The sequence below is a fragment of the Pollutimonas rozaliensis genome (assembly GCF_048751585.1).
Taxonomy (GTDB): Bacteria; Pseudomonadota; Gammaproteobacteria; order Burkholderiales; family Burkholderiaceae_B.
The window spans coordinates 239372-254940 of the sequence record NZ_JAZHOB010000002.1; the positions used below are offsets into that span (position 1 = coordinate 239372).

A 15569-nucleotide genomic window follows, 5' to 3' on the forward strand; every position below is an offset into this window, starting at 1 on the left:
GGTAATTAGCCCCGACCAATCGCAGTCGGGAATGGAGAAAACGATGTCGAACTCGACACCTACGCCTGCCGCCTATCGGCTGGGACTCGTGGGGCGTAAAGTCGGCATGACCCGTATTTTCACCGAGGAAGGCGAGTCCATCCCGGTGACAGTACTGGACGTGTCGAACAACCGCATTACCCAGGTCAAGTCGCCAGAAATCGATGGTTACGCGGCTGTGCAAGTAGCCTACGGTACCCGTCGCGCATCCCGCGTGACCAAGCCGCAAGCTGGGCATTACGCAAAGGCCGGCTCCGAAGCCGGTAGCATCCTCAAAGAATTCCGTCTCGACCCCGCCAAAGCCGCCGAATTTTCGGCCGGTTCGGTTGTGGCCGTGGAAAGCGTTTTCGAAGCAGGACAAAAAGTTGACGTCACTGGCACCACGATCGGTAAAGGCTTTGCCGGCACCATCAAGCGCCACCACTTCAGCTCGCAACGTGCTTCGCACGGTAACTCGCGTTCGCACCGCGTTCCGGGTTCCATCGGCCAGGCGCAAGATCCAGGTCGTATTTTTCCCGGCAAGAAAATGTCGGGTCACCTGGGCGATGCTACCCGTACCGTTCAAAACCTAGACATCGTGCGTGTCGATGCCGAACGCGGCTTGTTGCTGGTCAAGGGCGCTGTCCCCGGCCACAAGAACTCCGATGTCGTCGTGCGTCCCGCCATCAAGATGTCGGCCAAGAAAGGAGCCTAATCATGGAACTCAAGCTCCTGAATGACCAGGGTCAATCCGCTTCCACCGTTGCCGCTCCGGATACGATTTTCGGCCGCGACTTCAATGAAGCGCTGGTACACCAGATCGTCGTCGCGTTTCAAGCCAATGCCCGCAGCGGTAACCGCGCGCAGAAAGGCCGCGACACCGTCAGGCACAGCACCAAGAAGCCGTGGCGCCAGAAAGGCACCGGCCGTGCCCGCTCGGGCATGACTTCCTCGCCCATCTGGCGTGGAGGCGGTCGTGCGTTTCCGAATTCTCCCGAAGAGAATTTCTCGCACAAGGTCAACAAGAAGATGTATCGCGCCGGTATCCGTGCGATCCTTTCCCAGTTGGCTCGCGAAGATCGCATCGCCGTGGTCGACACTTTTGAACTCGAATCCCCCAAGACCAAGCTGGCAGCCGAAAAGCTGAAAAGCATGGGCCTGGAATCGGTGCTCATCATTACCGACGTGCTCGACGAAAACGTTTATCTCGCTACGCGCAACCTGCCGCACGTTGCCGTGGTTGAACCGCGTTATGCCGATCCGCTGTCGCTGATCCACTACAAGAAAGTGCTGATCACCAAGCCGGCTATCGCTCAACTCGAGGAGATGTTGGGATGAACGCCGAACGCTTAATGCAAGTTATCCTGGCTCCCATCGTGACTGAAAAAGCCACGTTTGTTGCCGAAAAAAATCAGCAAATCGCTTTCCGCGTCGGCGCCGACGCCACCAAGCCCGAAATCAAGGCTGCCATCGAACTCCTTTTCAAGGTTGAAGTCGAGTCCGTGCAGGTTTTGAACACCAAGGGCAAGGAAAAGCGTTTTGGCCGTTTCATGGGTCGCCGCCGTAACGAGCGCAAGGCATATGTCTCGCTCAAAGACGGTCAGGAACTCGACTTTACGGAGGTGAAGTAAATGGCACTCGTAAAAGTCAAGCCGACTTCGGCCGGTCGCCGCGGCATGATCAAGGTCGTAAGCCCTGATCTGCACAAAGGCGAGCCGTTCGCAGCTCTGCTCGAAAAGAAAAAGCGTGGTTCGGGCCGTAACAACAACGGTCACATCACCGTTCGCCACCGCGGCGGCGGCCACAAGCAGCACTATCGCCTGGTTGATTTCCGTCGCAACAAAGACGGTATTCCAGCGAAGGTCGAGCGTCTTGAATACGACCCCAACCGTACTGCGCACATTGCATTGCTGTGCTACGCAGACGGCGAGCGTCGCTACATCATCGCTCCTCGCGGCCTTGAAGTTGGCGCAACCTTGTTGTCGGGCCTGGATGCTCCCATCCGCTCGGGCAACACGCTGCCCATCCGCAACATACCGGTCGGTTCCACCATCCATTGCATCGAAATGCTTCCGGGCAAAGGTGCACAGATGGCCCGCTCCGCTGGCGCATCGGCTGTGCTGATGGCGCGCGAAGGTACTTATGCCCAGGTGCGCTTGCGCTCCGGCGAAGTCCGCCGCGTTCACATCGACTGCCGTGCAACCATAGGCGAAGTCGGAAACGAAGAAAACAGCTTGCGTCAAATCGGTAAAGCCGGTGCCATGCGCTGGCGTGGTGTCCGTCCTACGGTGCGTGGCGTTGCCATGAACCCGGTCGATCACCCGCACGGTGGTGGTGAAGGACGTACTGGTGAAGGTCGCGAACCGGTCAGCCCATGGGGCACACCGGCCAAGGGCTTCAGAACCCGTCGTAACAAGCGCACAGACAATATGATTGTCTCGCGCCGCAAGCGCAAGTAAGGGGCGAACAACATGTCACGTTCGATCAAAAAAGGCCCATTCGTCGATGCGCATCTGATCAAAAAAATCGATGCGGCCGTCGAAGGCAAAGAGAAAAAGCCGATCAAAACCTGGTCGCGCCGTTCCACCATCCTGCCCGAGTTCATTGGGCTGACGATTGCTGTGCACAATGGCCGCCAGCACGTTCCCGTTTATATCAACGAGAACATGGTCGGCCACAAGCTCGGCGAGTTCGCGCTGACCCGTACGTTCAAGGGTCACGCCGCGGACAAGAAGTCCAAGAGGTAAGTGATGGAAACTACTGCAATTATCCGTGGAGTCCATATTTCGGCCCAGAAGACACGTCTTGTAGCGGATCTGATCCGCGGCAAGTCGGTTGCCCAGGCGCTGAATATCCTGACATTCACACCCAAGAAGGCCGCGGGCATCCTCAAGAAAGCGCTTGAGTCCGCGATCGCCAACGCCGAGCACAACGACGGCGCCGATATCGATGAACTCAAGGTCACCACAGTCTATGTTGACAAGGGCCAATCGATGAAGCGTTTCTCCGCGCGTGCAAAAGGCCGCGGTAACCGTATCGAGAAGCAGACTTGCCACATCGTGGTCAAAGTCGGAGCTTAAGGAGTCACAATGGGACAGAAAATACACCCGATTGGGTTCCGCCTCGCGGTTAACCGCAACTGGACTTCGCGCTGGTACGCCGACGACAAGAACTTCGGCGGCATGCTGGCTGAAGATATCCGCGTTCGCGAATACCTGAAGAAGAAACTCAAAAGCGCCTCCGTAGGTCGCGTGATCATCGAGCGTCCCGCCAAGAACGCCCGCATTACGGTTTACTCGGCTCGTCCGGGCGTCGTAATCGGCAAACGCGGCGAAGACATCGAAAGCCTGAAGGCTGATCTGCAGCGCCTGATGGGCGTGCCCGTGCACGTCAATATCGAAGAAATTCGCAAGCCTGAAACCGACGCTCAGCTGGTCGCCGATTCCATCGCGCAACAGCTCGAAAAGCGCATTATGTTCCGCCGCGCCATGAAACGCGCCATGCAGAACGCAATGCGTCTGGGTGCCCAAGGTATCAAGATCATGAGCGCGGGCCGCTTGAACGGTATTGAAATCGCTCGCACCGAATGGTATCGCGAAGGCCGTGTGCCCCTGCACACCCTGCGCGCCAATATCGATTACGGTACGTCCGAAGCGCAAACGACATACGGCATTATTGGTATCAAAGTCTGGGTCTACAAGGGCGACATGCTGCCTAACGGCGAAATGCCTCCCGAGACCGCGGCTCCTCGCGACGAAGAGCGTCGTCCGCGCCGCGCCCCCCGTGGCGAGCGGCCCGACGGTCGCCGTCCTAGCGCCGGACGCGGTCGTGGTCCTCGCAAAGACGCTGCGCCAGCAACGGCTGCGCCCGCGCCTGAAGGAGAATAAACATGCTGCAACCGTCACGCAGAAAATACCGCAAAGAGCAAAAGGGCCGCAACACGGGCCTGGCTACTCGCGGTGCACAAGTATCGTTTGGCGAGTTCGGTTTGAAGGCCACGGGTCGTGGCCGCCTTACCGCACGCCAGATCGAAGCTGCTCGTCGTGCGATCAACCGCCACATCAAACGTGGCGGCCGTATCTGGATCCGCATCTTCCCGGACAAGCCGATTTCGCAGAAACCTGCAGAAGTCCGTATGGGTAACGGTAAGGGCAATCCTGAATACTGGGTCGCAGAAATTCAACCCGGCAAGGTGTTGTATGAAATGGAAGGTGTAAGCGAAGAGCTTGCACGTGAAGCTTTCCGCCTGGCCGCCGCTAAGCTGCCCATTGCCACGACCTTCGTGTCGCGTCATATCGGAGCTTAAGGAGACCTTATGAAAGCCAGCGAACTCCGTTCCAAAGACGCCACCGAGCTCAGCAAAGAGCTCGAGAGCCTGCTGAAGGCACAATTCAACCTGCGTATGCAGCGTGCCACTCAGCAGCTTTCCAATACCAGCCAGATTGGTAAAGTCCGTCGCGATATCGCGCGTGTCCGCACCATCATGACTGAGAACGCAGGAAAGTAAGATGAGCGAAACTCAAAATACCCAACCGGCAAAGCGCCAGCGTACCCTCGTTGGCCAGGTTGTGAGCAACAAGATGGACAAGACTGTCGTGGTTCGCGTTGAGCGCCGCGTCAAGCATCCCGTCTTTGGCAAGATCATCGTCCGCTCCAATAAGTACAAGGCGCATGATGAAACCAACCAGTACAACGAAGGCGATACGGTTGAAATCGCGGAAGGTCGTCCGATCTCCCGCGATAAATCGTGGACTGTTGTGCGTTTGCTCGAAGCCGCACGCGTTATCTAAGGTGCTTCGATCCAGGGCGGCCAGCCGCGCTGGATTCGACTCGCCGCGATAGGCAGCAAAAAGGCCCCGGATCTCCGGGGCCTTTTTGCGTCTGCCGAACCTATTCCTTTAATTTGCGTCGCAGTATCTTGCCCACATTGCTGCGAGGCAGATCCTTGCGAAACTCCACATGCCTGGGCGCCTTGTACCCGGTAAGCTTGTTGCGGCAATGCCTGATGAGCTCTTCTTCTGTCAGGCGCTCGTTCTTGCGAATGACGAACAGCTTGACCACTTCACCGGAGTGCTCGTCGGGCACTCCTATGGCGGCCGCCTCCAGCACATCGGGGTGCTCCATGGCCACGGCTTCGACTTCGTTCGGATAGACATTAAAGCCCGACACCAAGATCATGTCTTTCTTGCGGTCCAGAATAAAAATATAACCCTGCTCGTTCACATAGCCGATATCGCCGGTGTGCAGGAAGCCGTCCGAATCGAAGGTTTTACTGGTCTCGTCGGGGCGATTCCAATACCCGGGTGTTACCTGGGGCCCCCGCACGCAGATTTCCCCGCTTTCGCCTTGCGGCAGGTCGCGGCTGTGGTCATCCCGGATGGAGATCTCGGTGGAGGGCACAGGCAAGCCTATGGAACCGTCGAACTCTTTCTTGTCCAGCGGGTTGATGGTGACGGCGGGGGACGTTTCCGTAAGCCCATAGGCTTGGGCAAGAGGCTTGCCCGTAACTTTCAGCCAGCGCTGGGCGATGATTTCCTGGACCGCCATGCCGCCGCCCAGAGTCAGGCGCAACGACGAAAAATCCAGCTTGGCAAAGTCGGCATTGTTAAGCAAGGCGTTGAACAGGGTATTGACGCCGGTGAGCGCCGTAAACCGGTTCTGTCTCATGCTCTTGACGAAGGCGGGGATGTCGCGCGGGTTGACGATAAGCAGATTGCTGGCGCCCAGTTTCAGGAAGGTCAGGCAGTTGGCCGTGAGGGCGAAGATATGGTACAGCGGTAGAGCGGTAACGATGCATTCGTCGCTATGGGTAAGGTAGGGCTTGACCCAGGCATGGGCCTGGCACACGTTGGATACCATGTTGCCATGAGTCAGCATGGCCCCTTTGGCGACCCCGGTCGTGCCGCCGGTGTACTGCAGCAGGGCAAGGTCCTTGTGGGTCAGCTCCGGACGGTTGTAAGCCGCCTGCCGTCCCAGGGACAATACGTGTTTCAGGCGCTGCGTGTCGGGCAGCTGATACGCGGGTATCAACTTCTTGACATGGCGCACGACCAGGTCTGTCAGCAGCCCCTTCACCGGGCCCAGCATTTCGCCGAGCGAAGTCACGACGATGCGCTTGATGCTGGTATTGGGCAGGGCCTGCTGCAGCGTATGGGCGAAGTTCTCGGCGATGACTATGGTTTCCGCACCCGAGTCGCGCAACTGGTGTTCAAGCTCGGTCGCGGTATATAGAGGATTGGTGTTGACCGCTACCGCGCCGGCGCGCAGAACGCCAAACAGGCATACCGGGTATTGCAGCAGATTGGGCATCATCAGCGCGACCCGGTCGCCCTTCCCGACTCCGACGGATTGCAGCCAGGCCGCGAAATGCCTGGAGCTTTCTTCCAGTTGGGCGTAGGTCATGCTGGCGCCCATGCTCAAGTAAGCGGTATTGCCCGCATGACTGGCGCAGCTTTCTTCGAACAGGGCCGCCAGCGAATCGTAGCGGGCGGCTTCGTCGGTAATGTCTGCCGGAATGCCCGCCGGGTAGTGTTCCAGCCAGATCGGTTCCATAAGACGATCCCCCTATAAATTTGTTTATTGTTGTCCCAGCAGGGCCTTCTTGAGCGACCTTTGCGCAGGCCTGTCGCCCAGCCAGACCCGAAGCAGCGCCGCCATGAACCCGGGGCTTTCCACCGCACCCAACTTGCGGCCATTGAAGATCACGGTTACGTGGCGGGCGTTGAAGTCCAAAGCTATGGTATCACCCGGCACGCCCTCGTCCACGGCGTCGACGATGGCGGTGAATTGCTCTATGGGGCGTTGCAACTCGCGCAGCTCTTGCTCGGTGCTATTGTCTTTCAGCCCGTCGTTAAGGGCGCTTACCAGGGTTGCGCCATCCAATCTGCGCAATAGCGTCAGCCGCAGGCTGCGCGGTTCGCTGCTATTGATGATGGTGGACGTATCCAGGCCCTTTATCGTGGTGTACAGGGCGGCTACGTACACGTCGAAAATGAAGCGTTCGCGCACGCCGGCGCCGTTCAGGGTCAAGAGATGCGATTGGACGGAAACCTGTTCCGGCACCTGGACGCCGCTTGCTTGCATGGCGTCGGCGGTGGGGGCCGGCCCCGGCACGCCGGAGATCAGCAAGAGGCCAAGAAGAAAGACCTTAAAGCGGGACCGATATTTCATGTTTGAACTCCGGGCTTCTGAACCAGCATTTTTTGCTTGTAATACGCTTTGTCGGCAATGTACACCAAGCGTTCCACGACGGTATACAAGATGCCGGCTTTATCCTTCAATTCTATGGTGAACTTGCGCGACGTTTCGTGATTGTTGTCGAGTTCCCGGCAGATTTCAATCAGATCCTTGCGGCCTAGGCGAAAGTCTGCGTACAGCGTGGCGTAGGCCGGTTTCCGATAGCGTATCGCCGCAGCCTTGTCCCATATGATGACATCCCGCCGCAGGCTGGCCAGCAGCATGGCCACGTGCACGCCATCGGTAACGGCGAACAGCGAGCCCCCGTACAGCGAACCGACGAAGTTGCGGGTCCTGCGCGTCAAAGGCAGGCGGATACGCACATGCAGGAGATCGGGCGATACATAATCGACCCGGCCTCCCGTTCCACGGAAGGCCGGATTGAGATTGAAGCCCAGGCGCATGGCCCTTGCGCGCCACGGCGGCGGAATCCGCTTGAGCGTAGAGAGCTTCATGGCGGCGGACCAGAAATCAGAAGCGATGCGATACCTGCAGGCCTATGATGTTCGCGTTGGACTTGTAGTCGCCTCGGACCGTGCCCTTTGCCGCCGCTGTATCGTTGTCGATGGATGTGCTCTTGACGAACAAATGGGCATAGCCGATGTCTACCGTGGTCCGGTCGTTGAAGTTGTACCGGGCGCCTACGGATACCCAGTAGCGATCATTGTCGGGCAGCGAGGTGGGGCGGTATTTGGGATCGTGCACCGGCGATTGGTCCCAGGCCACGCCTCCCTTGAATGTCCACTGCTGGTTGAGCTTGTAATTGGCACCCAGGGCGACGCGCCAAGTATCCCGGAAGCGCAGATCCAGACGGTCGCCGGGCACATTGCCGCTGTTCTGGATGTCCAGCGATTTGATGCTGCTCCAACCCGTCCAGGATACATCGGCCAGAAGCTGCCATTGGCTATTCAAGTCATGCACGATGCTGAAAATGGCCGTATCGGGAAGTTCCACATTGGCGCTGGCGTTTACCGGCCTGGGAATGCCAGCGACGGCTAAGGGATTGGTCACGCTACGGTTGGTCAATGTCGTATCGCCATCGGCATCGATCTTTACCTTCGAGCGATAAGACAAGCCCAGGCGCGTAGCGGGCGTGACCTGATACAGCACGCCAAGGTTCCAACCCCAGGCATCTCCTTTCATTTTGACCTTGGCATTCAGGTCGCCGACATAAGTAGGACCCGGTCCGACGGCAAAGGGGGCGACGCGCTGATAATCCGCATCGAGTTGCATCCAGTTCACCCCGGCGCCGATGGACAATCGTTCATTGACCTTATAAGCGATCGATGGATTGATGTTGATGCTTTCGATGCTGAACTTCTTGGAATGGTAGCGCCCAACCCAGTTGTCGTCGTATTCTGTCTTGAGGCCGAATGGGGCGCCGATGCCTAGCCCCAGGTACCAATCGGGGTTGAGCTCCCAAGAAATATAGGCGTTGGGAGCCACGCCCAGCGAGCCTGCATCGCCGCCGTCCCCGCCAATGCCAGGTGTGCCTCCCAGTCCGGTGCTTCCCTTATTTGAAAATTTGAACGATGGCCGGATGGCGGCCGCTCCGGCCGATACATTGACGCCGGGCAGGCGAGTCATGCCGGCGGGGTTGAAGAAGATCGTGCTGGCATTCTCGGCGATGGCCGCCGAACCCGCGTAAGAGTTGCCGATGCCGCTGGCATTCTGCTCGAGCAATTGGAAACCCGCGGCATGAGCGCCACCGGCGCCCAAGCCCAATACGATTGCCGAAATCATACGTAACGACCTGACTGCTTTCATATGTCACCTCCGGTTGGAACACATTTCACACCGATATAAAAAAGACTTTCTTGTTGTTATGGAACTGCGTTTGCTTTGATGAACCGGGCGCCGCCGATCAAGCTTCCGGCTCAGGAAGCAGGCGCCGTGCCTGACCCACGGGAGCGGTAATGCAAGGGGCCGCCGGTGAAGGGCGCGAAACCGGTGCCGAAAATAACGCCCGCGTCCGCAAGGTCCGCATCGGCAACGATTCCCGCATCTACCTGCTCCGCGGTTTTTTCTATCAAAGGGGTAATAAGGCGCTCGGCCAGATCGGGCGGCACGGCACCGGCAGCCTGCTTGGTCGGCTTATCGCCTTTCCAGGTGTAGAAGCCTTGTCCGCTTTTGCGGCCAAGTTGTCCCGCATCGAGACGCTCCTGAAGGCAGGCGGGCGTGTCCGCCTGCCCGGTAAGCGCCTGGCCCGCATCGCGCGCAATGTCCAGGCCTACGGTGTCGATCAGCTCGATAGGACCCATGGGCATGCCGAAGGCCAGCATGGCGGCGTCGACGGTTTCCGGCCTGATGCCTTCGTCCACGCAGCGCATGGCCTCCAGCATATAAGGTGCCAGCACGGCATTGACCAGGAAGCCCGGCGTGCTTCGCACGGGCAGCGGAAGTTTGCCGATCTGGCCCACAAAGGCATAAGTGGCGACTTTCACGCTCTGGTCGATGCCATCGGCTTCCACCACTTCCACCAAGGGCATCTTGGCGACAGGATTGAAGAAATGAATGCCGATGAAACGCTGGGGAGAATGCAATCCGGTGCGAAGTTCTTCAAGCGAAAGGCTGGACGTATTCGTGGCCAGGATGGCGCCGGGCTTCATCCGGGGCTCTATCTGCGCATATAGGCCGCGTTTTATATCCGCGTTCTCGGTGATGGCCTCGATGACGATGTCGGCATGGCGAACGCCGTCGCCATGAACATCGGGAATCAGCCGGTCAGCGGCCGCGCGGGCTTCGCGAGGGTTTTTCTTCTTGCGCGCGAACAAGGCTTGAGCTCGGCCTTGTGCGATCGCGACGCGCTCGCGGTCCTGATCCTGCAGTGTGACCGTCAAGCCCTTCAGCGCGCACCAGGCGGCAATGTCGCCGCCCATGACGCCGGCGCCGATGACATGTATGTGTCCCGCGGCCGGTAACGCGCGGCCTTGTTTTCCAAAGGCTTTCAAGCGCTCTTGCAAGCGGAATACCCGCAACAGATTGCGCGCCGTGCTGGAGCGAATAAGCTGGTCGACCAACTGGGGCGCCTTCAAGGCGTTGCCATGGTGCCGCGCCCATATGCGCGCGATGGCGCGGGGGGCGGGGTAATGCTGGTGGGGATCGCGGGCGTCAAGCTTCCTGAGAGTCTGCCGCAGCACCAGGGGCCGAGCCAGCGCATGATTCAACAATGCCGGCATGCCGGCGGCCCGGCGGCGCGGCTTGCCGCCAAGCACCATGGTCCGGGCGGCCTGCGTCATCAGGCGCGGCGCCACCAGACCATCGGCCAGGCCCGATCGGGCGGCTTTACGCGCATCCAGCGGGCGTCCGCTAAGCATCATGTCCAGGGCAAGGGGCGCGCCTACAACCTGCGGCAGCCGCAGCATGCCGCCCCACCCGGGAAAGATGCCCAGCATGACCTCGGGCAACGACAGCGAGGTATCGGCTTGATCGACCACCAGCCGATAGCGGCAGGCCAGGGCCAGCTCCAGGCCACCGCCCAGGCAATGGCCGCGTATGAGCGCCAAAGTGGGATAGGACACCCGGGCCAGCCGGTCGAACAGCGTCCACCCGCGTGCAACCAGTTCCATGCCTTTCTCGGGCGTGTCCAGGCCGGCGAATTCGTCGATATCGGCGCCGGCGATAAAGCCGGCCTCTTTGGCGGAGTGGATAACGACGCCGGCGGGAGGCGTTCGATCGAAGACATCGAGCGCCTGGCTCAGTTCGTGAAGCACGTCGGCGGAGAGCCGGTTTACCGGGCTGTCGACACAGTCTATGGCCAGCCAGGCGACATTGTCGGAGTCGATGCGGCAGTGAAAGTTTGCAAGGCCTAATGATTCAAATGCGCTCATCATGATCAGCCCCTTCCTTCGCATGTTTCCACGAGCATGGCCCCGCCCTGGCCGCCGCCTATGCATATGGCGGCGATTCCGCGCTTGAGTTTTCTTGCATGCAAGGCGTTAAGCAAGTGCAGCACGATGCGCGCTCCTGAAGCGCCTACTGGATGGCCCAGGGCGATGGCCCCGCCGTCCACATTCAGTCGCTCCGGATCCAGCGCCCCCAAGGCGTCGCGCCCCAGGTGTTCCCGGCACCAAGCCTGGTCATTCCACGCTGCCATGCAGCCCAGAACCTGGGCGGCAAAGGCTTCATTGATTTCCCAGAGATCCAGGTCGTTCAGGCCCAGCCCGTTGCGTTGGAGTATGGGTGTGGACGCAAACACCGGCCCCAGGCCCATAACGGCGGGATCCAGGGCGGCCCATTGCGCATCGCTTATGCGGCCTATGGGCTGCAGTTGCCAGCGCTCGACGGCGGCCCGCGATGCCAGGATCAGCAAGGCTGCGCCATCGGTGACTTGTGAGCTGTTTCCTGCTGTGACATTGCCCCATGGCTTATCGAATACGGGCTTCAACTGGCCCAGCCTGGCCGGCGTGGAGTCGCTGCGCACGCCATCGTCCTGCGCGTACAGTTTGCCGTTCCGGTCCGCCAGCGGCACGATCTCGTGAAAGGCGCCGGCCCGCTGGGCGTCCAGCGCGCGCTGATGGCTTTGCGCCGCATAGCTGTCCATCGCCGCGCGGCCGATACCGAAGCGGTGGGCAAGATTTTCGGCGGTTTGTCCCATGGACAGGCCGATGACCGGATCGGTAAGCCCCTTGAGCAGGCCGATGACCGGGGCAAGATGCTTGGGCCGCAACGTCTTCAGGGTGGCCAGCTTTTGGCCGATGCCGCGGCTTTTCCCCCAGGCCGCCAGCCAATTCACCATTTCGTCGGTAAACAGGACCGGCGCCCGCGACAAGGCGTCGACGCCTCCCGCAAGCAACAGCTGCGAGCGTCCGGTTTGTATGGACATGATGCCGGAATCCAGAGCTTGCATGCCTGAGGCGCAGTTGCGCATGACGGTCCAGCCCGGCACTTTATGCCCGCAGCCCAGACGCAGCGCGATCACTCGGCCGATGTTGGTTTCGTCGGGCGACGGCGCGGCGCAGCCGATAATGACTTCGTCCAGATTCTCGGGATCGAAGGATTGCCGCAGGAGCAGCTCTCGTCCCGCCTGGACGGCCAGGTCGGACGCCGAAAAAGGGCCTGGCGCATTGCGTGCTTTCAGGAAGGGGCTGCGAGCGCCATCCACGATATATACCGGTTCAAATGCCATGGCGGCCATCCTTAAGCGACTTTGCGCGCCGGGGCCGCATCGGGCTTCGCGGCGCTGGACAGATCAAAGGGAAAGTCGTCCACAGCGATGACGCGGTCGCGCAGCACATTGCGGCGGCGGACGATTTCGTATTCATCGTCGCTGATGCCGCCCGCGGCATGAACGGCTTCGGCAATATCCCGCACGTTCGCCTTGGGGTCGTCATCCAGCCGGCCGCTTTTTTCGAACTGGCGGATCTTGGCGTCTATGGGCTCGGCTTCCAGGGTGGCAGCCAGCGCCGCCTCGATGGCGCCGACCGGATCCTGGGTGTCCTTGGGAACGTAGCAGTCACGCGTCAGGCGGTCGCGCCCGGCGCTGGGCCGGATGAGCAGGCGCGCCACCGCCTGACCCAATTTGTCGGAGGGCAAGCGGAAGGGCTGCCCGAAAGGAAAGACCAGAACCCGCAACACGCCTGCGACCAGGCGGTTGGGAAAGTTGGCCAGAACGCCGTCGAACGCATCCTGAAGCCGGTAGAGCGCATCTTGTACGGCCCAGTGGGCCAGCGGCGCATCCTCCGCCAGCCGGCCTTCGTCTTCGAAACGCTTGAGCGTTGCCGAGGCCAGGTACATCTGCGACAGGATGTCGCCCAGGCGGGCCGACAGGCGTTCGCGCATTTTCAGCGAGCCGCCAAGCACCAGCATGGACGTATCGGCCAGGACGGCGAAGGCGCTGGAATAGCGGCTTAGCTGGCGATAGTACTCAGCCATCTCCGGAGCGACATCGGCATCTATCTTTACCAGCTTTGCGCCGGTCAGGCCGTGGCCAAGCGCGCGCAGCGCATTGCCCATCGTAAAGCGTATGTGGCCCCAGAAAGCGCGGTCGAAATCATGCAGGCCCTGATCGGCATCGGGATGCCGCGCGGCGTGCATTTCCGCCAGCACGTAGGGGTGGCAGCGTATGGCGCCCTGCCCGAAAATGATCAGGCTGCGTGTAAGGATGTTGGCGCCTTCCACGGTAATGCCTACAGGGATCTGCTGATAGGCGCGGCCCAGGAAATTGGAAGGCCCCAGGCAGATGCCTTTGCCGCCGATGATGTCCATGCCGTCGTTGACCACGCTGCGGCCGCGTTCGGTAAGGTGGTATTTGACAATGGCCGACACGACCGACGGCTTCTCGCCCATATCTACGGCGGTGGCTGTCATGGTCCGCGCGGCATCGATCAGGTAGGTATTGCCGCCTATGCGCGCCAGCGCCTCTTCGATGCCCTCGAACTTGCCGATAGGAGTGCGGAACTGGCTGCGCACCAGGCAGTAGGCGCCGACGGCGCGCGCCGTGATCTTCGCCATGCCGGTGAACGACGACGGCAGCGAGATGGACCGGCCGGCGGCCAGGCACTCCATCAGCATGCGCCAACCCTGGCCGGCCATTTCCCGTCCGCCGATGATGAACTCCAGCGGCATGAAGACATCGTTGCCGCGCGTGGGCCCGTTCATGAACATGGCATTCAGCGGAAAGTGCCGGCGCCCGGTCTCGACGCCGGGATGGCTGGCGGGCACCAGCGCGCAGGTGATCCCCAGGTCCTTCTTGTCGCCAAGCAGGCCGTCCGGATCGTACAGGCGGAAGGCCAGGCCCAGCAGCGTACACACGGGCGCCAGCGTTATGTAGCGCTTGTCCCAACTGACCCGCATGCCCAGCACCTCTTTGCCTTCCCATTCGCCCTTGCAAACGATGCCGCTATCGGGAATGGCCGCGGCGTCGGAACCCGCCCACGGGCTGGTCAGGGCAAAGGCGGGAATTTCCTGTCCGGTCGCCAGGCGGGGCAGGTAATGGTTTTTCTGCGCTTCGGTGCCGTAGTTCAGCAGGAGCTCGGCGGGGCCCAGGGAATTGGGCACCATCACCGTGACCGACAAGGCTGAATTGCGGGTGGACAGCTTGGTGACGACCTGCGAGTGCGCCAGCGCCGAGAAGCCCCGGCCGCCGTATTCCTTGGGAATGATCAAGCTAAGGAAGCGATTTTCTTTAATGTACTGCCATACCGCCGGCGGCATGTCGAACAGCTCCTGGGTGACCTGCCAGTCTTCGATCATGCCGCATACCGTCTCGACCTCGTTGTCCAGGAAGTCCTGTTCTTCCTGTGTAAGCATGGGTTTTGGAATCGCATGCAACGCCGACCATTGCGGCTTGCCGCGAAAGAGCTGGGCCTCCCACCAGACTGTGCCGGCTTCCAGGGCCTCCCGTTCGGTGTCGGACATTTGCGGCAGTATCTTGCGATACAGGGTGAAGATGCGTTTGGTAAGCAAAGCCTCGCGCACGGGGCGCAGGCCCAGCGCGATGGCACCAGCGATAAGGATGGCGGCCAGCATGGCCAATGCGGCGCTCATGAAAGGCTCCTGGGTTTATGCGTTGCTGCGTTGGCGTCCTGCTCATGCCTGGCATACAGGGCGGATGCTTCCGAGCCCGGCAGCGGCGCCCTAAGGCCCCCCAGCAGAAAGCTCATCAGCCGGTCCAGCAGAAGGCGGGTGGCGTCGTCCTTGTCGTTTTGCGTGCCGGGCCAGTTCATGGCCGTGCGCAAGTCGTCCGTGCCGGTGATGGCATAAGACGTTGCCCCCAGCATGAACTGGAAGCGCCAGACGATTTCCTCTTCGGGCACGTCGGGCAGAGATAGCAAGAGAGCCTGCTTGAAACGATCCAGCACTTCCGAATGTTCATCGATGATCGCGGCACGTATGAAGCCGCCGGGATCGGACATGCTGCGTTCCAGCAGCGGCACGAATGCCTTTTGGCTGTCGCTGGCTCCGCATGCATGGCGAACCAGCGGGCCGAAGAAGGACTCGACGATTTGCGATGGTTTCAAGGGCTGCCCGCGCGCCTGATCTTCCAACGCGTTCAGCAGCGCCAGGCGTTCATCGTTCAGGGCTGCCAGGCGGCGCTGGAAGACGGCCTGGACGAGGCCGTCCTTGGATCCGAAGTGATAGTTGACCGCTGAAAGGTTGACGCCGGCCGCCGCGGTAATCTGCCGCATGGAGGTATTGTCATGTCCCTGGTGAGCGAACAAATGTTCCGCGGCATCAAGAATGGTGTCTCGTGTATTGGAGGAGCGGGAGGCGGCCATGGGTCTCTGTCTGGTTTAGGGTTTTTGTACTAGTTCAAACGTTTGTTTGAATTTACGCCTGGCGTAAGCAAAATGAAAGCTGGGGTTTGTCCTAGT

At 60.3% G+C, this 15569-nt stretch carries 18 protein-coding genes; 10 read left to right on the forward strand and 8 right to left on the reverse strand.

Going from position 1 to position 15569, the window contains the following annotated elements; genetic code table 11:
• Nucleotides 1–43: 43 nt before the first annotated feature.
• Genes rplC through rpsQ form a run of 10 tightly spaced genes read left to right on the forward strand, consistent with a single transcriptional unit; the run spans nt 44 to nt 4808 of the window.
• Nucleotides 44–733 (forward strand): 50S ribosomal protein L3, encoded by a 690-nt coding sequence (rplC, locus tag V0R37_RS04335; RefSeq protein ID WP_420373333.1) that lies wholly within the window; start codon nt 44–46, stop codon nt 731–733.
• A 2-nt stretch (nt 734–735) separates the two neighbouring features.
• Nucleotides 736–1356, forward strand: a complete 621-nt coding sequence (rplD, locus tag V0R37_RS04340; protein WP_420373334.1) for a 50S ribosomal protein L4 — start codon at nt 736–738, stop codon at nt 1354–1356.
• On the forward strand, nt 1353–1649 hold the full coding sequence (rplW, locus tag V0R37_RS04345) for a 50S ribosomal protein L23 (RefSeq protein ID WP_420373335.1): 297 nt from the start codon (nt 1353–1355) through the stop codon (nt 1647–1649). The genes rplD and rplW overlap by 4 nt, the downstream gene beginning before the upstream one ends.
• Nucleotides 1650–2477, forward strand: a complete 828-nt coding sequence (rplB, locus tag V0R37_RS04350) for a 50S ribosomal protein L2 (RefSeq protein WP_420373336.1) — start codon at nt 1650–1652, stop codon at nt 2475–2477.
• A gap of 12 nt (nt 2478–2489) precedes the next feature.
• On the forward strand, nt 2490–2765 hold the full coding sequence (gene rpsS, locus V0R37_RS04355; protein WP_130011039.1) for a 30S ribosomal protein S19: 276 nt from the start codon (nt 2490–2492) through the stop codon (nt 2763–2765).
• Nucleotides 2766–2768: 3 nt separating this feature from the next.
• The gene (rplV, locus tag V0R37_RS04360) at nt 2769–3098 is read left to right on the forward strand and encodes a 50S ribosomal protein L22 (RefSeq protein ID WP_165023276.1); all 330 of its coding nucleotides are present in this window, start codon (nt 2769–2771) and stop codon (nt 3096–3098) included.
• Between the two features lie 9 nt (nt 3099–3107).
• Nucleotides 3108–3905, forward strand: a complete 798-nt coding sequence (gene rpsC / locus V0R37_RS04365) for a 30S ribosomal protein S3 (RefSeq protein ID WP_420373337.1) — start codon at nt 3108–3110, stop codon at nt 3903–3905.
• A 2-nt stretch (nt 3906–3907) separates the two neighbouring features.
• Nucleotides 3908–4324 carry a 50S ribosomal protein L16 gene (gene rplP / locus V0R37_RS04370; protein WP_420373338.1) on the forward strand — a complete coding sequence of 139 codons (417 nt, stop codon included), beginning with the start codon at nt 3908–3910 and terminating at the stop codon, nt 4322–4324.
• Nucleotides 4325–4333: 9 nt separating this feature from the next.
• Entirely contained in the window at nt 4334–4525 is a 192-nt protein-coding gene (rpmC, locus tag V0R37_RS04375; protein ID WP_013743952.1) for a 50S ribosomal protein L29, read from the forward strand.
• A gap of 1 nt (nt 4526) precedes the next feature.
• Nucleotides 4527–4808, forward strand: a complete 282-nt coding sequence (rpsQ, locus tag V0R37_RS04380; protein WP_264130588.1) for a 30S ribosomal protein S17 — start codon at nt 4527–4529, stop codon at nt 4806–4808.
• Nucleotides 4809–4908: 100 nt separating this feature from the next.
• On the opposite strand, the gene V0R37_RS04385 is transcribed toward rpsQ, so the two are convergent.
• The 8 genes from V0R37_RS04385 to V0R37_RS04420 form a co-directional block, all read right to left on the reverse strand.
• A complete protein-coding gene (locus V0R37_RS04385) occupies nt 4909–6570 on the reverse strand; it encodes an AMP-binding protein (protein ID WP_420373339.1) in 1662 nt (553 codons plus the stop codon).
• 24 nt (nt 6571–6594) lie between these two features.
• On the reverse strand, nt 6595–7188 hold the full coding sequence (locus V0R37_RS04390; RefSeq protein WP_420373340.1) for a chalcone isomerase family protein: 594 nt from the start codon (nt 7186–7188) through the stop codon (nt 6595–6597).
• On the reverse strand, nt 7185–7709 hold the full coding sequence (locus V0R37_RS04395; RefSeq protein WP_420373341.1) for a DUF4442 domain-containing protein: 525 nt from the start codon (nt 7707–7709) through the stop codon (nt 7185–7187). Before V0R37_RS04395 ends, V0R37_RS04390 begins: the two co-directional genes overlap by 4 nt.
• A 16-nt stretch (nt 7710–7725) precedes the next feature.
• Complete coding sequence (locus tag V0R37_RS04400) at nt 7726–8997, reverse strand: OmpP1/FadL family transporter (RefSeq protein WP_420373342.1); 1272 nt, start codon at nt 8995–8997, stop codon at nt 7726–7728.
• Between the two features lie 134 nt (nt 8998–9131).
• A complete protein-coding gene (locus V0R37_RS04405; protein ID WP_420373634.1) occupies nt 9132–11084 on the reverse strand; it encodes a 3-hydroxyacyl-CoA dehydrogenase NAD-binding domain-containing protein in 1953 nt (650 codons plus the stop codon).
• A gap of 5 nt (nt 11085–11089) precedes the next feature.
• Nucleotides 11090–12382 carry an acetyl-CoA C-acetyltransferase gene (locus tag V0R37_RS04410; protein WP_420373343.1) on the reverse strand — a complete coding sequence of 431 codons (1293 nt, stop codon included), beginning with the start codon at nt 12380–12382 and terminating at the stop codon, nt 11090–11092.
• 11 nt (nt 12383–12393) lie between these two features.
• Complete coding sequence (locus tag V0R37_RS04415; RefSeq protein WP_420373344.1) at nt 12394–14742, reverse strand: acyl-CoA dehydrogenase; 2349 nt, start codon at nt 14740–14742, stop codon at nt 12394–12396.
• Nucleotides 14739–15473, reverse strand: coding sequence for a TetR/AcrR family transcriptional regulator (locus V0R37_RS04420; RefSeq protein ID WP_420373345.1), 735 nt, complete (start codon nt 15471–15473; stop codon nt 14739–14741). Before V0R37_RS04420 ends, V0R37_RS04415 begins: the two co-directional genes overlap by 4 nt.
• Nucleotides 15474–15569 lie beyond the last annotated feature (96 nt).